At 65.6% G+C, this 18,649-nt stretch carries 19 protein-coding genes; 13 read left to right on the forward strand and 6 right to left on the reverse strand.

What is annotated here, in order from left to right; genetic code table 11:
- Positions 1 to 23 precede the first annotated feature (23 nt).
- Together ACYJSS_RS07675 and ACYJSS_RS07680 are read right to left on the reverse strand one after the other, a co-directional pair.
- Complete coding sequence (locus tag ACYJSS_RS07675) at positions 24 to 1,001, reverse strand: Bug family tripartite tricarboxylate transporter substrate binding protein (protein ID WP_236204478.1); 978 nt, start codon at positions 999 to 1,001, stop codon at positions 24 to 26.
- A 30-nt stretch (positions 1,002 to 1,031) separates the two neighbouring features.
- Positions 1,032 to 2,297 carry an OprD family porin gene (locus ACYJSS_RS07680; RefSeq protein ID WP_236204477.1) on the reverse strand — a complete coding sequence of 422 codons (1,266 nt, stop codon included), beginning with the start codon at positions 2,295 to 2,297 and terminating at the stop codon, positions 1,032 to 1,034.
- 202 nt (positions 2,298 to 2,499) lie between these two features.
- Here ACYJSS_RS07680 and ACYJSS_RS07685 point away from each other — a divergent pair, with 202 nt between their 5' ends.
- Positions 2,500 to 3,171: a response regulator gene (locus ACYJSS_RS07685; RefSeq protein ID WP_111260504.1), complete on the forward strand. Its 672-nt coding sequence runs from the start codon at positions 2,500 to 2,502 to the stop codon at positions 3,169 to 3,171.
- A complete protein-coding gene (locus tag ACYJSS_RS07690; protein ID WP_236204476.1) occupies positions 3,164 to 4,549 on the forward strand; it encodes a sensor histidine kinase in 1,386 nt (461 codons plus the stop codon). Before ACYJSS_RS07685 ends, ACYJSS_RS07690 begins: the two co-directional genes overlap by 8 nt.
- On the opposite strand, the gene ACYJSS_RS07695 is transcribed toward ACYJSS_RS07690, so the two are convergent.
- The 3 genes from ACYJSS_RS07695 to ygfZ all read right to left on the reverse strand — a co-directional run bounded on the left by ACYJSS_RS07695 (position 4,546) and on the right by ygfZ (position 7,186).
- The gene (locus ACYJSS_RS07695; protein WP_236204475.1) at positions 4,546 to 5,301 is read right to left on the reverse strand and encodes a substrate-binding periplasmic protein; all 756 of its coding nucleotides are present in this window, start codon (positions 5,299 to 5,301) and stop codon (positions 4,546 to 4,548) included. The genes ACYJSS_RS07690 and ACYJSS_RS07695 overlap by 4 nt on opposite strands.
- A gap of 70 nt (positions 5,302 to 5,371) precedes the next feature.
- The gene (locus ACYJSS_RS07700) at positions 5,372 to 6,208 is read right to left on the reverse strand and encodes an HDOD domain-containing protein (RefSeq protein ID WP_111260507.1); all 837 of its coding nucleotides are present in this window, start codon (positions 6,206 to 6,208) and stop codon (positions 5,372 to 5,374) included.
- 36 nt (positions 6,209 to 6,244) lie between these two features.
- Positions 6,245 to 7,186, reverse strand: a complete 942-nt coding sequence (ygfZ, locus tag ACYJSS_RS07705) for a CAF17-like 4Fe-4S cluster assembly/insertion protein YgfZ (RefSeq protein WP_236204474.1) — start codon at positions 7,184 to 7,186, stop codon at positions 6,245 to 6,247.
- Between the two features lie 120 nt (positions 7,187 to 7,306).
- Here ygfZ and ACYJSS_RS07710 point away from each other — a divergent pair, with 120 nt between their 5' ends.
- Complete coding sequence (locus ACYJSS_RS07710) at positions 7,307 to 7,561, forward strand: FAD assembly factor SdhE (protein ID WP_111260509.1); 255 nt, start codon at positions 7,307 to 7,309, stop codon at positions 7,559 to 7,561.
- Positions 7,545 to 7,997 (forward strand): protein YgfX, encoded by a 453-nt coding sequence (locus ACYJSS_RS07715; protein ID WP_111260510.1) that lies wholly within the window; start codon positions 7,545 to 7,547, stop codon positions 7,995 to 7,997. The genes ACYJSS_RS07710 and ACYJSS_RS07715 overlap by 17 nt, the downstream gene beginning before the upstream one ends.
- Here the strand turns inward: ACYJSS_RS07715 and nadB are convergent.
- Positions 7,966 to 9,582, reverse strand: a complete 1,617-nt coding sequence (nadB, locus tag ACYJSS_RS07720) for an L-aspartate oxidase (protein WP_111260511.1) — start codon at positions 9,580 to 9,582, stop codon at positions 7,966 to 7,968. The two genes, ACYJSS_RS07715 and nadB, sit on opposite strands and share 32 nt — an antisense overlap.
- Positions 9,583 to 9,954: 372 nt before the next feature.
- On the opposite strand from nadB, the gene rpoE reads away from it, so the two are divergent.
- The 9 genes from rpoE to era all read left to right on the forward strand — a co-directional run bounded on the left by rpoE (position 9,955) and on the right by era (position 18,646).
- A complete protein-coding gene (gene rpoE / locus ACYJSS_RS07725; protein ID WP_021221243.1) occupies positions 9,955 to 10,536 on the forward strand; it encodes an RNA polymerase sigma factor RpoE in 582 nt (193 codons plus the stop codon).
- A 31-nt stretch (positions 10,537 to 10,567) separates the two neighbouring features.
- Entirely contained in the window at positions 10,568 to 11,158 is a 591-nt protein-coding gene (locus ACYJSS_RS07730) for a sigma-E factor negative regulatory protein (RefSeq protein WP_111260512.1), read from the forward strand.
- Between the two features lie 8 nt (positions 11,159 to 11,166).
- Positions 11,167 to 12,126 carry a MucB/RseB C-terminal domain-containing protein gene (locus ACYJSS_RS07735; RefSeq protein WP_111260513.1) on the forward strand — a complete coding sequence of 320 codons (960 nt, stop codon included), beginning with the start codon at positions 11,167 to 11,169 and terminating at the stop codon, positions 12,124 to 12,126.
- Between the two features lie 212 nt (positions 12,127 to 12,338).
- Positions 12,339 to 13,766 (forward strand): DegQ family serine endoprotease, encoded by a 1,428-nt coding sequence (locus ACYJSS_RS07740; protein ID WP_178082926.1) that lies wholly within the window; start codon positions 12,339 to 12,341, stop codon positions 13,764 to 13,766.
- Between the two features lie 151 nt (positions 13,767 to 13,917).
- Positions 13,918 to 15,717 (forward strand): translation elongation factor 4, encoded by a 1,800-nt coding sequence (lepA, locus tag ACYJSS_RS07745; protein ID WP_236204473.1) that lies wholly within the window; start codon positions 13,918 to 13,920, stop codon positions 15,715 to 15,717.
- A 5-nt stretch (positions 15,718 to 15,722) separates the two neighbouring features.
- Positions 15,723 to 16,577 (forward strand): signal peptidase I, encoded by an 855-nt coding sequence (lepB, locus tag ACYJSS_RS07750; protein ID WP_111260516.1) that lies wholly within the window; start codon positions 15,723 to 15,725, stop codon positions 16,575 to 16,577.
- Positions 16,578 to 16,687: 110 nt separating this feature from the next.
- Positions 16,688 to 17,065 (forward strand): DUF4845 domain-containing protein, encoded by a 378-nt coding sequence (locus ACYJSS_RS07755; RefSeq protein WP_111260517.1) that lies wholly within the window; start codon positions 16,688 to 16,690, stop codon positions 17,063 to 17,065.
- On the forward strand, positions 17,062 to 17,751 hold the full coding sequence (rnc, locus tag ACYJSS_RS07760; protein WP_111260518.1) for a ribonuclease III: 690 nt from the start codon (positions 17,062 to 17,064) through the stop codon (positions 17,749 to 17,751). Before ACYJSS_RS07755 ends, rnc begins: the two co-directional genes overlap by 4 nt.
- A complete protein-coding gene (era, locus tag ACYJSS_RS07765) occupies positions 17,744 to 18,646 on the forward strand; it encodes a GTPase Era (protein ID WP_111260519.1) in 903 nt (300 codons plus the stop codon). Before rnc ends, era begins: the two co-directional genes overlap by 8 nt.
- Positions 18,647 to 18,649 lie beyond the last annotated feature (3 nt).

Consider the following 18,649-nt stretch of genomic DNA (forward strand, 5'->3'; position numbering starts at 1 on the left):
TCAGCCGGCTGCGGAGGTGAGCCTTACTGGGTCAGGCCGAATTCCTGGGCCATCTGCTTGTACTGGGCGACCCGCGTCTTCACGTAGGCGTCCAGCTCCGGGCCGGTCATGGCGAAGGGGAACAGCTCGCGCTGGTCGCGCAGCTTGATGAAGTCCTCGGAGGCCAGCAGCTGGTCGAAGGCGGCCTTCCACCAGGCGTAGTCCTCGTCGCTGACCTTCGGGCCGAGGTAGAAGCCGCGTACCACCGGCCAGGTGATGTCGTAGCCCTGCTCCTTGGCGGTGGGGATGCCCGACTTGTCCTCGCCCGGCAGGCGCTCGTCGGAGAGCACGGCGAGGATGCGCATGTTGCCGGCGAGGATGTGCGGCATGGAGTCGGAGATGTCGGTGCTGCCGACCTGGATGTGCCCGCCGAGCAGGGCGGTGGCGATTTCGCCGCCGCCTTCCAGGGCCACGTAGCGCAGGTTGCGCGGGTCGATGCCGGCGGCCTTGGCCAGGAGGGCGGTCTGCATCCAGTCCTGGCTGCCGACGGTGCCGGAGGAGCCGATCACCACCTTGCCCGGGTCGGCCTTGAGGGCTTTGACCAGGTCGTCGAGGTTCTTGTAGGGCGAGTCGCTGCGCACGGCGATGGCGCCGTAGCTGGTGCCGATGCCGGCGAGCCAGCGCACGGCGTTCTCGTCGAAGCGGCCGAACTTGCCCTGGGCCAGGTTGAGCAGCGAGCCGCTGGACCAGGCGGTGATGGTGCCGGCGTCACCGGGGCGCTGGGCGACCACGGCGTTATAGGCCACCGCGCCGACGCCACCGGGCATGTAGGTGACGCGCATGGGCTTGCTCAGCAGCTTGGCGTCCATCAGGGCGCTCTGCGCCAGCTTGCAGGTGAGGTCGAAACCGCCGCCGGGCGCGGCCGGGGCGATGCACTCGGGGCGCTTGGGCTCGGCCAGCAGCTGGCTGGAGAGCAGCAGGCCGGTGGCGAGGAGGGCGAGGCGGGTGAGGGCGATCTTCATCGGTGTTCTCCTGTGGAGTCTTATTGTGGATCACCAGATCGGCAGGGCGTAGCTGACGATCAGGCGCAGCTCGTCCGCGTCACGGGCGAAGGTGGAACGGAAGCCGGCGTGGCGGGCACGGAAGGTGAGGTCCTTGAGCGTGCCGCTCTGCACCACGTACTTGAACTCGACGTCGCGCTCCCAATCGCGGCCTTCCTCGGCGCTGGCGGTGACCTGGGCGTTGTCGCTGGTGATGTAGCGGGTCATGAAGCTCAGGCCGGGCACGCCCATGGCGGCGAAGTCCAGGTCGTAGCGGGCCTGCCAGGAGCGCTGGTCGGCGTTGGCGAAGTCGTTGATCTGCACGAAGTTGACCAGGAAGGGGTCGGTGCCATCGACGTAGGCGAAGCCGGTGTCGCCGCTCATGCGCTGGTAGCCGAGGCCGACCTTGTGACTGCCCTGGCCGTAGCTGACCATGCCGTTGAGCGCGCGGTTGTCCACCTTGCCGGCGGCGGCGCGGCCGCTGTCGTCGCTGATGGCGTAGCGCAGGTCGGCGCTGAGGGTGCCGGCGCCCAGGGGCTGGCTGGCGAGCAGGCCGAAGAAGTGCTGGCGGTAGACGTCGTCCAGCTCGGCGAAGTAATAGCGCCCGGTGAGCTGCTTGCTGAAGGCGTAGTCGGCACCGGCGAGGTCGAAGTGCGAACCGCTGGCAGCGCTGGCGAAGCGGCGGTTCTTGTTGTTCAGGGCGATGTCCTCGGAGTTGGTCGAGGCGCGGTCCTTGACCTCGCGCAGGCGACCGCCGTTGAAGGTCAGGCCTTCGATCTCCCTGGAGGTGAGCAGGCCGCCTTCGAACACCTGGGGCAGGATGCGGCTGTCGCTGGCCTTGACCACCGGCAGTTCGGGGATGTGGCTGCCCAGGCGCAGCTCGCTCCTGGAGAAGCGCACCTTGGCGGTGAGGCCGAGCTTGCCGTATTCGTCCGGGGTGCCGCCGTCGTCCTGCACCGGCAGCAGGTCGGTGCCGCTCTGGCCGCGACCGGAGTCGAGCTTGATGCCGAGCATGCCGAGTGCGTCCAGGCCGAAGCCGACGGTGCCTTCGGTGTAGCCGGACTCGATGTTGAGGATGAAGCCCTGGGCCCATTCGTCGCGGCGGGACTGGCCGTCGCCGTCACGGAAATCGCGGTTCAGGTAGATGTTACGGGCTTCGAGGGTCGCCGAGCTGTCCTTGAGGAAGTCGGCCTGGGCGAAGGGGGCGAGGGTGCAGCCTGCGAGGGCGAGGGTGAGGGTGCGAACAGGCGGCAGCGCCTGCCGGGAGGCAGTGAGCATCGTTGGTCTCCAATTCTTGTTTTTGTTAGCGCGGGCCCGACCAGGAGCCTGCGTCTGTGGGTGGTTCTTGCCACCCTGGCCGGATGCTAGGGCCTGAAACTTTCGCCAGGCTTTCAACGTGAAAGAAATCTCCGGCGTCATTCACAGCGGCTTTCCGGCCGTTACACTTCAGCCCGATCGCCGTTCTCCGGAGTACACCGCCTTGCGAATCCTGCTGGTCGAAGACCACCCCCAACTGGCCGAGAGCGTCGCCCAGGCCTTCAAGGCCGTGGGCTGGACGGTGGACGTGCTGCACGACGGCGTGGCCGCCGACCTGGCCCTGGCCAGCGAGGACTACGCCCTGGCGGTGCTCGATGTGGGGCTGCCGCGGCTGGATGGCTTCGAGGTGCTGGCGCGCCTGCGCGGGCGGGGCAAGACGTTGCCGGTGCTGATGCTCACCGCGCGTGGCGAGGTGAAGGACCGGGTGCACGGCCTCAACCTCGGCGCGGACGATTACCTGGCCAAGCCCTTCGAGCTGTCCGAGCTGGAGGCACGGGTCAAGGCGCTGTTGCGGCGCAGCGTGCTCGGCGGTGAACAGCAGCAGCGCTGCGGTCCGCTGCTCTACGACCTGGGCACCCGGCGCTTCAGCCTGGACGAGGAGGTGCTGACGCTCACCTCCCGCGAGCAGTCGGTGCTGGAGGTGCTGATCGCCCGGCCCGGCCGGGTGATGAGCAAGGAGCAGCTGGCTTCCCAGGTGTTCGGCCTGGACCAGGAGGCGAGCCCGGACGCCATCGAGATCTACATCCATCGCCTGCGCAAGAAGCTGGAAGGCAGTGCGGTGCGCATCGTCACCTTCCGTGGCCTCGGCTACCTGCTGGAACACCAGGATGCGTGAGGCCGGCAGCCTGCGCGGGCGGTTGCTGCGGCGCCTTGCGGCGCTGCTCGCGGTGCTGCTGGTGATCGGCAGCCTGACTGCCTACTTCAACGCCCGCGATGCCGCCGACACCGCCTACGACCGCACCCTGCTGGCCTCGGCCCGAGCCATTTCCGCCGGGCTCTACGAGGCTGACGGACGGCTCAAGGCGGACGTGCCCTATGTGGCCCTGGACACCTTCGCCTACGACAGCGCGGGGCGGATCTTCTACCAGGTGACCGATATCGAGGGGAAGCTGGTTTCCGGCTACGAGAACCTGCCCGGCCCGCCCAGGGGGACGCCGCGCACCGACGACTACCCGGCCCTGGCGCGCTTCTACGATGCGCGCTACGACGGCGTCGACGTGCGTGTGGTGAGCCTGCTGCGGCCGGTGAGCGAGGAAAGCATCAACGGCATGGCGGAAATCCGCGTGGCCGAGACCGAGGAGGCCCGCGAGCGCCTGGCGCGGGGCCTGCTGGTGGATACCCTGTGGCGCCTGGCGGTGATGTCGCTGGCGGCCCTGGCCCTGGTGTGGATGGTGGTGAGCGCGGCCCTGCGCCCGCTGAACCAGCTGCGCAACGCCGTGGAGGAGCGCCAGGCCGATGACCTGCGCCCGCTGCCGGTGGTGGCGGTGCAGACCGAGCTGAAGCCGCTGGTGGATGCGCTGAACCAGTTCACCGAACGCCTGCGCGGGCTGTTCCAGCGCCAGGCGGATTTCATCGCCGATGCCTCCCACGAGTTGCGCACGCCGCTGGCGGCGCTCAAGGCGCGGGTGGAGCTGGGATTGCGCGAGCGGGAGCCTGCGCAGTGGTATCGCACCCTGGAGGACACCGCCGCCAACACCGACCGGCTGACCCATCTGGCCAACCAGCTGTTGTCCCTGGCGCGCATCGAGAGCGGCGCGCGGGCCATCGCCGAGGGCGGTGCCGAGCGCATCGAACTGGGCGCACTGGCCCGTGAACTGGGCATGGCCCTGGCGCCGCTGGCCCATGCGCGGGGCATCGCCCTGGCCCTGGAGGCGGAGGATTTGGCCTGGGTGATGGGCGAGCCGACGCTGCTCAACGAGCTGCTCAGCAACCTGGTGGACAACGCCCTGGCGCACACGCCCAAGGGCGGCAATGTGACCCTGCGGGTGCTCGCGCCGGCGGTGCTGGAGGTGGAGGACGATGGCAGCGGCATTCCCGCCGAGGACCGCGACAAGGTGTTCGAGCGCTTCTACCGGCGATCGTCGCAGGTCAGCGGCGCGGGGCTGGGCCTGGCGATAGTCGGGGAAATCTGCCGGGCGCACCTGGCGGACATCAGCCTGCATGACGGTGTCTCGGGTGGCTTGCGGGTGCGGGTCAGCTTTCCGCCGGCCTAGGGCAGCATGCTCAGCGGTTGCTGGGCTTCGAGCAGGTAGCGGGCGACCTTGCCGCTTTCGCGCAGGTGTGCCAGGCCTTGGTTGAAGCGGGCCATGCGCTCGGCGTTGGCCGGGTCGGCGCGCGACAGCAGCAGGTGCAGGGTGTCGCTGCGCAGCGGTTGGGCATGGAAGCTGACGCGAGCGCGCTCGGCGCTGGTGAAGTTGTCCTGGAGCATGGCGATGGCGACGATCTTGTCCACCGGGAACACGTCGATGCGCCCGGCCAGCAGCATGCGCAGGCCCTGTTCCTCGCTGGGCAGGCGCTGCACCTGGAGGTGCCCCTCGGCCTCGGCGCGCTGGAAGGCTTCGCCATAGTCGTAGCCGAGGGTGGCGCCGAGGCGCAGGCCGGCGAGGTCCTCGACCCGCTGCCAGTCGAGCGGGAGGTCCTTGCGGTGGAACAGGTAGTAGCCGCTCTCGATCACCGGGTCGCTGACGAAGAAGCGCGCCTCGCGTTCGGGATTGCGCAGCCAGACCGCGCTGCCGTCGCGTTCGCCGCGTTCGGCCAGGCGCAGGGCGCGGGCCCAGGGATAGAACTCCCAGCGCACGTCGATCCCTTCGAGGGCGAACGCTTCGGCGACGATGCGCGAGGCGACGCCCTGGTGAGGCAGCTTCGCGCCGAGATAGGGCGCCCATTCACCATTGGTGAGGCGCAGTTCCTGGGCGGCGCAGGCGCCGCTCAGGCAGAGGGAGAGGAGCAGGAGTAGGGCGCGCATCCGTGACTTCCTTGGACTCCGGAATGACCGGAGTCTAGCGACGTTTTCGCGGATGCGCGTTGCAGCAGTATTACTGCAGCATGCCCATGGCCGCTTCCATGGCGGCGGAGAGGTCTTCGTCGGCCTGCATGTCCACCTGCGGGTCGAGGCCCAGCTTGGCGAACGCCGGGATCTGGCTCCAGTCGAGCTGGGTGTAGGGGTGCTCGCTGCCCAGGTAGCTCTGCAGGGTGGCGACCTGGACGATGTCGACGTAGTCGGCCTTGGGCGAGTTGCGGGTGAAGTCGAGGAACTGGCTCGGCACCTGGGCGATCGGTTCGGGGAATTCCCAGGCACGCAGGATGCGGTCGCCGATGATCGGGTGGATGCGCTCGATCACGTGGTTGAGGCTGATGGAGTCGGCCAGCAGCTCGTAGTGTTCCTCGGCGTAGGTGAGGATCGGCAGCACGCCGATCTGGTGCACCAGGCCGGCCAGGGTCGCCTGGTCCGGGGCGAGGCGGGTGTAGTGGCGGCAGAGCACGTGGCAGATGCCGGCGATCTCGGTGCTCTTGTTCCACACTTCGCGCATCTTGCGGTCGACCACGTCGGAGGTGGCCTGGAACATCTGCTCCATGGCAAGGCCCGTGGCCAGGTTGCAGGTGTAGTTGATGCCGAGACGGCTGATGGCCATCTGCAGGTCGGTGATTTCCTTGTTGGTACGCAGCAGCGGGCTGTTCACCACCTTGATGATGCGCGCGGTGAGGGCGGCGTCGTTGCCGATCACCTTGGACAGGGCCGGGATGCTGACATCCGGGTCTTCGGCAGCTTCGCGCACCTTGAGCGCGACTTCGGGAAGGGTGGGCAGGACCAGCTCATCGTTGTCGATGGCGTTGATCAGGTCTTGTTGGACGCGTTCTGCAAGCTTGCTCATGGATGCTCTCTTGAAAAGGGGACGGGCCGGTGCTGTCTAGCGCTGAATCTCGCGGTCGGCATCCAGGGTATAGGGCAGTGTCAGCAGGTCGAGGGTAGGGCCATCGGCCGTCCCCAGGTGGATCCGTCCGTCATTCACCGCATCTTCCTGGAGTACGGCGAGCAATTCGAATCCCTGGCCTGTCGGTGCGGCCAGCACCACCTCGCCCACGCTGCTCGAATGCACGGGCGAGAAGAGTTCGGTGCCCGGCGCCGGGCGTTCTCCGGCGGACAGGGCGAGGCGTTGCAGGCGGCGCTTGAGCTTGCCCAGGTACTGCATGCGGGCGACGATTTCCTGCCCGGTGTAGCAGCCCTTCTTGAAGCTGACGCCGCCGACGGCCTGGAGGTTGATCATCTGCGGGATGAACAGCTCGCGGGTGGCGGCGAAGACCTGGCCGACGCCGGCGCGGACCTGGGCGAGCAGCCAGGCGTCCAGGGGCGCCTCGGGCAGGTGCGCGGCGATGCGGGTGCGCAGGGCCTCGGCTTCGGAACGTGGGGCCCAGAGTTCACTGCGGCCGTCGGACAGGCGCAGGGCAATCAGGCCGTTGGCGCGGGCGACGCTGTCGGCGTCCTGCGGCAATTCGAGGCCCAGGCCCTGCAGCACGTCGTCGCCCTGGGCGAGGCCGAAGCGCACCCAGTCGGGGCTTTCGTCACCGAGGGTAGACTTGGAGAACACGGCGTATTTCTTCAGGTCGGCCAGTTGCGCTTCCAGCAATTGGGCATCGAGCGCCAGCAGGAAGCCGTCGCCTTCGGCGAGGATGCGGAAGCTGGAGACCATGCGGCCCTTGGGGGTGCAGCGGGCGCCGAGGCTGGTGGTGCGCTCGTCCAGGTAGGCGAGGTTGCAGGTGACCTGGCCCTGGAGGAACTTGGCGGCGTCCACGCCACGTACGGCGAGCAGGCCTTCGTGGGTGAGCGGGCAGAAGAATGCTGAGTCGGCCATCGGTGATCGCAGGAATTGGGGGCTGGGGCGTCATGATAGAGCCCGCCATGCCGGTTGTCAGCGGGTGCCGCATGCGGCTCGGGTCGTTATAATGCCGGCCTCTTCCCTGGAGGCGCTCTGATGGCCGACGCAACTGAACTGAACCGACTCTTCTGGCACAGCCGCCGCGGCATGCTGGAGCTCGATGTGCTGCTGGTACCTTTCGTCCGGGAGGTGTACCCGAGCCTCGATGAGACGGACCAGGCGCGCTTCCGCAAGCTGCTCGAATGCGAGGACCAGGACATGTTCGGCTGGTTCATGCAGCGCGGTGAGCCGGAAGATTCCGACTTGCGGTACATGGTGAAAATGATCCTGGACCGTGTCCAGCCCAAGTAGCGCCTTCGAATGCCACTGGCGCCCTTCGCGGCGCCTGCTGGTGCTCTACCTGTCGCTGTTGTCCCTGGCGTTGGTCGCCGTGGCCTGTGCCGAGCTGCCCCGGTGGGTGCAGCTGGCTTGCCTCTTTGCCTGCCTGGCTCATGCGGCCTGGACCTTGCCGCGCCAGGTGCTGCTGGCGTCTGCCTCATCCATCCGTGGTTTGCGCCTGGACGCCGACGGCTGGCGTCTGCGGCGCCACGACGGGCAATGGTGCGCCGTGCGCCTGAGCCCGGACAGCCTGGCGCTGCCCATGGCGGTGCTGCTGGTCTATCGCCCCGAGGGCGCGATCATGACGCGGGGCCTGTGCATCCCCGCGGATTCACTGGATGCGCGGAGCCACAGGCGCCTGCGCGTGCACCTGCGCTTCAATCGCCATAGATGGGTGGCGCCAGGATAGTGTCGCGGGCCTCGGGCAGCTGGTCGGGATAATCGAGCGTGTAGTGCAGGCCGCGGCTTTCGCGGCGTTGCATGGCCGACTCGATCATCAGTTCGGCGACCTGGGCCAGGTTGCGCAGCTCGATCAGGTCGCGGCTGACCTTGTAGTTGGAATAGAACTCGTCGATCTCGCTGAGCAGCAGGCGCACCCGGTGCTGGGCGCGCTGCAGGCGCTTGTTGGTGCGCACGATACCGACGTAGTCCCACATGAATCGCCGCAGTTCGTCCCAGTTGTGCGCGATGATCACGTCCTCGTCCGAGTCGGTGACCTGGCTGGCGTCCCAGGCCGGGAGGCGGGCGGGCAGGGGGATGGTGTCGAGCTGGGCGAGCATGTCGTGGGCGGCGGCGCGGGCGTAGACGAAGCATTCCAGCAGCGAGTTGCTGGCCATGCGGTTGGCGCCGTGCAGGCCGGTGAAGCTGGTCTCGCCGATGGCGTAGAGGCCGGGGATGTCGGTGTGGCCATCGCGGTCGACCACCACGCCGCCGCAGGTGTAGTGGGCTGCGGGGACCACGGGGATCGGCTGGCGGGTGATGTCGATGCCGAAGTCCAGGCAGCGCTCGTAGACGGTCGGGAAGTGGCTTTTGACGAACTCGGCCGGCTTGTGGCTGATGTCCAGGTAGACGCAGTCGATGCCCAGGCGCTTCATCTCGTGGTCGATGGCGCGGGCGACGATGTCGCGCGGGGCCAGTTCGGCACGGGGGTCGAAGCGCTGCATGAAGCGTTCACCGTTGGGCAGCTTGAGCAGGCCGCCCTCGCCACGCACCGCTTCGGTGATGAGGAAGCTCTTGGCTTGCGGGTGGTAGAGGCAGGTGGGGTGGAACTGGTTGAACTCCAAGTTGCCCACCCGGCAGCCGGCGCGCCAGGCCATGGCGATGCCGTCGCCACAGGCGCCGTCGGGGTTGCTGGTATAGAGGTAGACCTTGGCCGCGCCGCCGGAGGCGAGGGCGGTGAAGCGGGCGCCGTAGGTGTCGACTTCGCCACTGGCGCGGTTGAGCACGTAGGCGCCGAGGCAGCGATGCCCCTCGAGGCCGAGCTTGCGCTCGGTGATCAGGTCGACGGCGACGCGTTGTTCCAGCAGTTCGATGTTCGGGCGCCGGCGGGCCTGTTCCAGCAGGGTGTTGAAGATGGCGGCGCCAGTGGCGTCGGCGGCATGGATGATGCGTCGATGGCTGTGGCCGCCCTCGCGGGTCAGGTGGAATTCGAAGCCACCGTCTTCGCGGGCGTTTTCGTCCTCACGGGTGAAGGGCACGCCCTGGTCGATCAGCCACTGGATCGCCTGGCGGCTGTTCTCGACGGTGAAGCGCACGGCGTCTTCCCGGCACAGGCCGGCGCCAGCGACGAGGGTGTCCTGGACATGGGAATCGACGGTGTCGGTGTCGTCCAGGACCGCCGCCACACCCCCTTGTGCCCAGTAGGTTGACCCGTTGGAAAGGTCACCTTTACTCAATACCGCGATGCGCAGGTGCTCGGGCAACGTCAGCGCCAGGGTGAGGCCGGCGGCACCGCTGCCGATCACCAGGACGTCGTGCTGAAAGTGTTGGCTCATGTCGGGATCCCGCGTAAATGCGGCCACTAGTATATAGAGGGGGTGGGCGGCACAATAGCGGGCTTATGTCCGGCAGAGAATCCCGGGAACTTTCTTAGTCCCCCTGGTTTCTTACATCCGTCGCACATGAGGTGACGTGCTTGCTGAGTTGTGCCGCGGAGCGTTTCCTGCGTTCCTGGCAGCGGCAAATCAGGCGAAAAATTATCCGCGCAGCAGTGGCCAGTGCTCTGCTGCGCGATTCCGTGCAAGACGGAAACAGTCTTGTAGGAAGCTTGCTTGGAGGGGAGAACTTTTGCGCAACGCCCGAGTCTATTTTGGCAAGCCGATCCAGTGGCTGGCGCAGTGCCCCTCGAGCTCCAACGAGGAGTGTCCATGCTAACCCAGGAACAGGATCAGCAACTGGTCGAACGGGTGCAGCGAGGCGACAAACGAGCTTTCGATCTTCTGGTGCTGAAGTATCAGCACAAGATTCTGGGTTTGATCGTGCGATTCGTCCACGACGCCCAGGAAGCTCAGGATGTTGCTCAGGAGGCCTTCATCAAGGCCTATCGCGCACTCGGGAATTTTCGCGGTGACAGTGCTTTCTATACATGGCTGTACCGCATCGCCATCAACACGGCGAAGAATCATCTGGTGGCGCGCGGTCGGCGCCCGCCGGATAGCGATGTGAGTGCCGAGGATGCGGAGTTCTACGATGGCGACCATGCCCTCAAGGACAACGAATCACCGGAACGTGCATTGCTGCGGGATGAGATCGAAGGCACCGTCCATCGGACCATCCAGCAACTGCCGGAAGATTTGCGTACTGCGCTGACTTTACGTGAATTCGATGGTCTGAGTTACGAGGACATTGCCAGCGTCATGCAATGCCCGGTTGGTACGGTTCGCTCGCGTATTTTCAGGGCGCGAGAAGCTATCGATAAAGCCCTGCAACCTCTGTTGCAGGAATCCTGAGACAGCGGCGACAGCTAAGAGAGGAATCGCCATGAGTCGTGAAGCCCTGCAGGAATCGCTGTCCGCGGTAATGGATAACGAAGCGGATGAACTGGAGTTGCGACGTGTGCTCGCGTCCAGCGGCGATGAGGAGCTCCGTTCCACCTGGTCTCGCTACCAGATAGCGCGTGCCGTCATGCACAAGGAACTGATCGAGCCGCGCCTCGACATCGCTGCTGCGGTTTCCGCCGCGTTGGCTGATGAGGCGGTGCCGGCACAGGCCGCTCGTGGTCCTTGGCGCAGCCTTGGGCGCCTGGCGGTTGCCGCTTCGGTGACGCTGGCCGTGCTCGCTGGTGTGCGCATGTATAACCAGGACGAGGTGGGTGCTCAGCAGTTGGCCCAGCAAAGCGCTCCGCAGCCGGTGATCAGTGCGCCGCAAGCCAGCAAGGACACCGTTCTTGCCGGTTACAGCACTGACTCCCAAGGCGTGCGTCCGCCGCTGTCCGGTGCCGCGCAAGCGACCTCGGGTTGGCACGATCAGCGCCTGCCGGCCTATCTGCGCCAGCATGCCCAGCAGGCCGCCATGAGTGGGTCTGACAGTGCGCTGCCTTATGCGCGCGCCGCCAGCCTGGAAAGCCGCTAAGGAGAAACATGCGCGCATTTCCACTCTTCGTGTTGCTCGGCGGTGGTTGGCTGGCTCAGGCCGCCCACGCCGCCGATGCACAGGACTGGCTGAAGCGTCTCGCTGACGCCGAGCAGCGGCAGAATTTCCAGGGCACCTTCGTCTATGAGCGAAGCGGCAGTTTCTCCACTCACCAGGTCTGGCATCGCGTCGATGCCGGCAAGGTGCGTGAGAGGCTGCAGCAACTCGATGGGCCCGCCCAGGAAATCCTCCGTGTGGATGGACGTACCGAGTGTGTGAGTGGGGCGCTTTCCGACCAGATGGTCGATGGCCAGGTCTGGCCGGCCCGCGATCTCGACGTCGCCCAGGTGGCAAAGTCCTATGACCTGAGCCTGGTGGGTGAGTCGCGGGTGGCGGGGCGCCAGGCCGTGGTGCTTTCCCTCAACCCGCGCGACCAGCATCGGTACGGCTTCGAATTGCATTTGGACCGGGAGACCGGCCTGCCGCTCAAGTCGTTGATGCTCAACGAGAAGGGCATGTTGCTCGAGCGTTTCCAGTTCACCCAGATCGACACCACGCAAGCACCCAGCGACAGCCAGCTTCAGGCGGGGCAGGGCTGTGAGCCCGTGCGCTACGCCGAGGCGCCGAAGGCCCTGGCCAACAGCTGGCGCTCCGATTGGCTGCCGGAAGGGTTCGCCCTCACCAGTGCTGTCCAGCGTCGTAGCCCGGTGTCGTCGGATCCGGTCGCTTGCCTGCTCTATGGCGATGGCCTGGCGCGCTTCTCGGTCTTCCTCGAGCCCCTGCACGGTGCGTCCGTGGAAGATGTGCGGGTCGAGCTTGGTCCGACCGTTGCCGTATCCCGTCGGCTCGGCACCAGCGAAGGTGACGTGATGGTGACGGTGGTGGGCGAAATCCCCGTGGGAACTGCGGAGCGTATCGCGTTGTCTATGCGTACGGCCGGAACCGCAGCCCCCCAGGCGGCCCAGTGAATTGAGCGACGCCGGGGCGGAGCGGCCATGTCCATGCGAGCCCGTCTGGGTTCATGGTCTGAGCGCTCCTCGGCGTTGGTCCCCGCAAGCGAATTCTTGGTTATGGTGTATCGGGCTGGGGGATTTCCCCGGCCCGAATTGCGTTTGCCCGCCGGGCCGTTCGGCTCGTCACGGGTTCACATTCCTCGTTTCATGACGGGAGCTGTATGTCGATGCTAAGCATGAAATCCTGCATGTCCGCGGTCGCGGCCCTGCTGCTGCTCGGTCAAACCCTTGTCGCCCGGGCAGAGCTGCCCGACTTCACCCCGCTGGTGGAGGAGGCCTCTCCGGCGGTCGTCAACATCAGTACGCGGCAGAAGCTTCCGGATCGCGCCGTTGCCGGCAACCAGGCCATGCCCGACCTGGAAGGCCTGCCGCCCATGCTTCGCGAGTTCTTCGAGCGCAGCATGCCGCAGATGCCGCGTAACCCGGGCGGTGGTCGCCAGCGCGAGGCGCAGTCCCTGGGCTCGGGTTTCATCATTTCCAAGGACGGTTACGTCCTGACCAACAACCATGTGGTGGCCGACGCCGACGAGATCATCGTGCGCCTGTCCGACCGCAGTGAGCTCGAAGCCAAGCTGATCGGTGCCGACGCGCGCACCGACGTGGCCCTGCTCAAGGTCGAAGGCAAGGACCTGCCCATCGTCAAGCTCGGCAAGTCCGACGCCCTGAAGGTCGGCAGCTGGGTGCTGGCCATCGGCTCCCCCTTCGGCTTCGACCACTCGGTGACCGCCGGTATCGTCAGCGCCAAGGGGCGCAGCCTGCCGAACGAGAACTACGTGCCCTTCATCCAGACCGACGTGGCCATCAACCCGGGTAACTCCGGTGGCCCGCTGTTCAACCTGGACGGCGAGGTCGTGGGCATCAACTCGCAGATCTTCACCCGCTCCGGCGGCTTCATGGGGCTGTCCTTCGCCATCCCGATCGACGTTGCCATGAGTGTCGCCGACCAGCTCAAGGCCGAGGGCAAGGTCAGCCGCGGCTGGCTCGGCGTGGTGATTCAGGAAGTGAACAAGGACCTGGCCGAATCCTTCGGCCTGGACAAGCCCGCCGGTGCCCTGGTGGCCCAGGTGCTCGACGACGGTCCCGCCGCCAAGGGCGGCCTCCAGGTCGGCGACGTCATCCTCAGCATGAACGGCCAGCCGATCGTCATGTCCGCCGACCTGCCGCATCTGGTCGGTGCCCTCAAGCCGGGTAGCAAGATCGACCTCGACGTGGTCCGCGAGGGTTCGCGCAAGAAACTGGCGCTGACCATCGGTTCCCTGCCCGAAGATGGCGAGGAAGTGACCTCCACTGGCGCGCCGCAAGGTGCCGAGCGCAGCAGCAACCGCCTGGGCGTGCTGGTCGCCGAACTGTCCGCCGAGCAGAAGAAGAGCCTCGACATCAAGGGCGGTGTGGTGATCAGGGAAGTTCAGGACGGTCCCGCCGCCCTGATGGGCCTGCGTCCGGGTGACGTGATCAGCCACCTGAACAACCAGTCCATCGACTCGGTGCAGACCTTCGCCAAGGTGGCCAAGGAACTGCCGAAGAATCGCTCGGTGTCCATGCGCGTGCTGCGCCAGGGCCGTGCCAGCTTCATCACCTTCAAGCTTTCGGAGTAATCCGATGCACTGAAAAAGGGCGACCCGGGTCGCCCTTTTTCATGTCTGCGCTCCGCCATGCGGACGTGACGCCCGCGCTGCCGATCAGGTAAACTCCCCGGCTATTTTTCGGCAAGCAACCGGCTTGCGGCTTTTTTCGAGTGTCGACCCCGTGAGTGACCTGAGTCATATCCGCAATTTTTCGATCATCGCCCACATCGACCATGGCAAGTCGACCCTGGCCGACCGCTTCATCCAGATGTGCGGCGGCCTGTCCGATCGCGAGATGGAGGCCCAGGTGCTGGACTCCATGGACCTGGAGCGCGAGCGCGGCATCACCATCAAGGCCCACAGCGTGACCCTGCACTACAAGTCGCAGGATGGTAAGACCTACCAACTGAACTTCATCGATACCCCCGGCCACGTCGACTTCACCTATGAAGTCAGCCGCTCGCTGGCCGCCTGCGAAGGCGCGCTGCTGGTGGTGGATGCCGGCCAGGGTGTCGAGGCGCAATCGGTCGCCAACTGCTACACCGCCATCGAGCAGGGCCTGGAAGTGATGCCGGTCCTGAACAAGATGGACCTGCCCCAGGCCGAGCCCGAGCGGGTCAAGGAAGAGATCGAGCACATCATCGGCATCGACGCCTCCGACGCGGTGCCGTGCAGCGCCAAGAGCGGCATGGGCGTGATCGACGTGCTCGAGCAGCTGGTCAAGGTCATCCCGCCGCCCGAAGGCGAGATCGACGCGCCGCTGCAGGCGCTGATCATCGACTCCTGGTTCGACAACTACCTGGGCGTGGTCTCCCTGGTCCGCGTCAAGCACGGCCGGGTGAAGAAGGGCGACAAGATCCTGGTGAAATCCACCGGCAAGATCCACCAGGTGGACAGCGTCGGCGTCTTCACCCCCAAGCACACCGAGATGGCCGACCTCAAGGCCGGTGAAGTGGGCTTCATCATCGCCGGCATCAAGGACATCCTCGGTGCCCCCGTGGGCGACACCCTGACCCTGTCCAACACCCCGGATGTCGATGTGCTGCCGGGCTTCCAGCGCATCAAGCCGCAGGTCTACGCCGGCCTGTTCCCGGTCAGCTCCGACGACTTCGAGGACTTCCGCGAAGCGCTGCAGAAGCTGACCCTGAACGATGCCGCCCTGCAGTACGAGCCGGAAAGCTCCGAGGCCCTGGGCTTCGGCTTCCGCATCGGCTTCCTCGGCATGCTGCACATGGAGATCATCCAGGAGCGCCTGGAGCGCGAGTACGACCTGGACCTGATCACCACCGCGCCCACCGTTATCTTCGAAGTGGTGCAGAAGAACGGCGAGACGATCTACGTCGACAACCCGTCCAAGCTGCCCGACCTGTCGTTCATCGAGGACATGCGCGAGCCCATCGTGCGTGCCAACATCCTCGTGCCCCAGGAACACCTGGGCAACGTCATCACCCTGTGCATCGAGAAGCGTGGCGTGCAGCGCGACATGCAATTCCTCAGCAGCCAGGTTCAGGTTTGCTACGACCTGCCGATGAACGAAGTGGTACTCGATTTCTTCGACCGCCTGAAGTCCGTGAGCCGCGGCTATGCGTCCCTGGACTACAGCTTCGACCGTTTCCAGTCGGCCAACCTGGTCAAGCTGGACGTGTTGATCAACGGTGAGAAGGTCGATGCCCTGGCGCTCATCGTGCACCGCGATCAGGCCCACTACAAAGGCCGCGCGCTGACCGAGAAGATGAAGGAGCTGATCCCACGGCAGATGTTCGACGTGGCGATCCAGGCGGCGATCGGTGGTCAGATCGTCGCGCGTACTACCGTCAAGGCGCTCAGGAAGAACGTTCTGGCCAAATGCTACGGCGGCGACGTGAGCCGTAAGAAAAAGCTGCTGGAAAAGCAGAAGGCCGGTAAGAAAAGGATGAAGCAGGTCGGCAGTGTGGAGATTCCACAGGAAGCCTTCCTCGCAGTGCTCAAAGTGGATAGCTAGGGTCTATGTCGATCAATTTCCCGCTTCTGTTGGTTCTCGCCGTGGCTGTCTGCGGCGTGCTCGCTCTCATCGATCTGGTTCTGCTGGCTCCGCGCCGGCGCTCCGCGATTGCCGCCTACCAGGGGCAAGTCAGCGAGCCCGACCCGGAGGTGATGGAAAAGCTCGACAAGGAGCCCTTGCTGGTGGAATACGGCAAGTCCTTCTTCCCGGTGCTGGCCATCGTGCTGGTGCTGCGGTCGTTCCTGGTCGAGCCTTTCCAGATTCCGTCCGGGTCGATGAAGCCGACCCTGGAGGTGGGGGATTTCATTCTGGTCAACAAGTTCGCCTACGGCATACGCCTGCCGGTGGTGGACACCAAGGTGATCGAAGTCGGCGACCCGCAGCGTGGTGATGTCATGGTGTTCCGCTATCCCAGCGATCCGAACATCAACTACATCAAGCGCGTGGTCGGCCTGCCGGGCGACCGCATCGCCTACAGCAGCGACAAGCGCCTGACCGTCAATGGCGAGCAGGTGGCCGAGAAACTGGTCGGCGACGAGCCCGGCACCCTGGGCAGCTCCCGCCTGTACGAGGAGAAGCTGGGCGAGGCCGAGCACCTGATCCGCAAGGAAATGAAGCGCTATCGCATGGAGCCGGGCAAGGAGTGGGTGGTGCCGCAAGGGCATTACTTCATGATGGGCGACAACCGCGACAACTCGAACGACAGTCGCTACTGGAACGACCCCAACATTCCCAAGGACCTGCTCGGCATGGTTCCGGACCGCAACATCGTCGGCAAGGCCTTCGCCGTGTGGATGAGCTGGCCGGACCCGAAGATGAACAACCTGCCCAACTTCTCCCGCGTAGGCCTCATTCACTGAGGCCAGCCGACTTTCGCTTTTGCGGCGCTGTTCAACGCAGCGCCGCCCGCTATATATAGTCTTGCAACGGGCCAGCCGGCCCGCATAACAACACCGACATTGAGGTCATCATGACGTTTGCGCATTCGCAGAGGGGCTTGTCGATACTGGGCTGGCTGGTTGTCCTGGCCATCGTGGCGTTCCTGGCCAGCACTGCTTTCAAGGTCATACCGCATTACATGGACTATTACGCGCTCGAGAAGCTCATCAAGTCCGTGGAGAACGAAAAAGGCCAGGCCATCTCCACGCCGCGCGACTTCCTGGACTACGTGCGCAAGGGCATGATGGTCAACAGCATCCGTGACATCGACCTGGAGAAGGCCCTGCAGGTCAAGGTCGAGAACAACGACTTCTATGCCACGCTGAAATACGAAAAACGCGAGCCGCTGATCGAGAACCTCGACCTGGTGGTGCATTTCGACAAAGAATTCCGTGTGCGAGTCCCGTGAGCGTATCCCTCAGCCGTCTCGAGCGTCAGCTCGGCTACACCTTCCAGGACCAGGGTCTGATGACCCTGGCCCTGACCCATCGCAGCTTCGCCGGGCGCAACAACGAGCGCCTGGAGTTCCTCGGTGATGCCATCCTCAACTTCGTCGCCGGCGAGGCGCTCTACGAGCGCTTTCCCCAGGCGCGCGAAGGCCAGCTCTCGCGCCTGCGCGCCCGCCTGGTCAAGGGCGAGACCCTGGCACTGCTGGCCCGGGGCTTCGAGTTGGGCGAGTACCTGCGCCTGGGCTCCGGCGAGCTGAAGAGCGGTGGTTTCCGCCGCGAGTCCATCCTCGCCGATGCGCTGGAAGCGCTGATCGGGGCCATCTACCTCGATGCCGGCATGGATTGCGCGCGTGAGCGCGTGCTGGCCTGGCTGCACAACGAGTTGGAAGGCCTGACCCTGGTCGATACCAACAAGGACCCCAAGACCCGCCTGCAGGAATTCCTCCAGTCGCGGGCCTGCGAACTGCCCCGCTATGAAGTGGTGGATATCCAGGGCGAGCCCCATTGCCGCACCTTCTTCGTCGAGTGCGAAGTCGCCCTGCTGAATGACAAGACCCGAGGCCAGGGTGCCAGCCGACGTATCGCCGAACAGGTGGCGGCGGCGGCAGCACTGGTGGCCCTGGGCGTGGAGAACGGCCATGACTGAATCGAACAACCCGCGCTGCGGCTACGTGGCTATCGTCGGGCGTCCTAACGTCGGCAAGTCCACGCTGCTCAACCACATCCTCGGGCAGAAGCTCGCGATCACCTCGCGCAAGCCCCAGACCACCCGCCACAACATGCTCGGCATCAAGACCGAGGGCGAGGTCCAGGCCGTCTACGTCGACACCCCCGGCCTGCACAAGAACAACGAGAAAGCGCTCAACCGCTACATGAACAAGACCGCCTCGGCCGCCCTCAAGGACGTCGACGTGGTGATCTTCGTAGTGGACCGCAACCGCTGGACCGACGAGGACCAACTGGTGCTCGAGCGCGTCCAGTACGTCCAGGGCCCGGTGATCCTGGCCATCAACAAAACCGACCGCCTGGACGACAAGGCCGACCTGATGCCGCACCTGGCCTGGCTCCAGGAGCAACTGCCCAACGCCGAGGTGGTGCCCATCTCCGCCCAGCAGGGGCACAACCTCGACACCCTCGAGCGCCTGGTCGCCGAGCGCCTGCCCGAGGGCGAGCACTTCTTCCCCGAGGACCAGATCACCGACCGCAGCAGCCGCTTCCTCGCCGCCGAACTGGTGCGCGAGAAGATCATGCGCCAGCTGGGTGCCGAACTGCCCTACCAGATCACCGTCGAGATCGAGGAGTTCAAGCAGGAAGGTCGCATCCTCCATATCCACGCGCTGATCCTGGTGGAGCGCGACGGCCAGAAGAAAATCATCATCGGCGACGGTGGCGAGCGCATCAAACGCATCGGCCAGGAGGCGCGCAAGGACATGGAGGTGCTGTTCGACTCCAAGGTCATGCTCAACCTCTGGGTCAAGGTGAAGGGCGGCTGGTCGGACGACGAGCGTGCCCTGCGTTCCCTGGGCTACAACGACCAGTAACCG

Source organism: Pseudomonas sp. No.21 (genome assembly GCF_054558415.1).

Bases quoted from the DNA above. Each gene is read 5' to 3' on its own strand.
- ACYJSS_RS07675 (WP_236204478.1), bottom strand. From the start codon at position 1,001: ATGAAGATCGCCCTCACCCGCCTCGCCCTCCTCGCCACCGGCCTGCTG.
- ACYJSS_RS07680 (WP_236204477.1), bottom strand. From the start codon at position 2,297: ATGCTCACTGCCTCCCGGCAGGCGCTGCCGCCTGTTCGCACCCTCACC.
- ACYJSS_RS07690 (WP_236204476.1), top strand. From the start codon at position 3,164: ATGCGTGAGGCCGGCAGCCTGCGCGGGCGGTTGCTGCGGCGCCTTGCG.
- ACYJSS_RS07695 (WP_236204475.1), bottom strand. From the start codon at position 5,301: ATGCGCGCCCTACTCCTGCTCCTCTCCCTCTGCCTGAGCGGCGCCTGC.
- ACYJSS_RS07700 (WP_111260507.1), bottom strand. From the start codon at position 6,208: ATGAGCAAGCTTGCAGAACGCGTCCAACAAGACCTGATCAACGCCATC.
- ygfZ (WP_236204474.1), bottom strand. From the start codon at position 7,186: ATGGCCGACTCAGCATTCTTCTGCCCGCTCACCCACGAAGGCCTGCTC.
- ACYJSS_RS07710 (WP_111260509.1), top strand. From the start codon at position 7,307: ATGGCCGACGCAACTGAACTGAACCGACTCTTCTGGCACAGCCGCCGC.
- nadB (WP_111260511.1), bottom strand. From the start codon at position 9,582: ATGAGCCAACACTTTCAGCACGACGTCCTGGTGATCGGCAGCGGTGCC.
- rpoE (WP_021221243.1), top strand. From the start codon at position 9,955: ATGCTAACCCAGGAACAGGATCAGCAACTGGTCGAACGGGTGCAGCGA.
- ACYJSS_RS07730 (WP_111260512.1), top strand. From the start codon at position 10,568: ATGAGTCGTGAAGCCCTGCAGGAATCGCTGTCCGCGGTAATGGATAAC.
- ACYJSS_RS07735 (WP_111260513.1), top strand. From the start codon at position 11,167: ATGCGCGCATTTCCACTCTTCGTGTTGCTCGGCGGTGGTTGGCTGGCT.
- ACYJSS_RS07740 (WP_178082926.1), top strand. From the start codon at position 12,339: ATGCTAAGCATGAAATCCTGCATGTCCGCGGTCGCGGCCCTGCTGCTG.
- lepB (WP_111260516.1), top strand. From the start codon at position 15,723: ATGTCGATCAATTTCCCGCTTCTGTTGGTTCTCGCCGTGGCTGTCTGC.
- ACYJSS_RS07755 (WP_111260517.1), top strand. From the start codon at position 16,688: ATGACGTTTGCGCATTCGCAGAGGGGCTTGTCGATACTGGGCTGGCTG.
- era (WP_111260519.1), top strand. From the start codon at position 17,744: ATGACTGAATCGAACAACCCGCGCTGCGGCTACGTGGCTATCGTCGGG.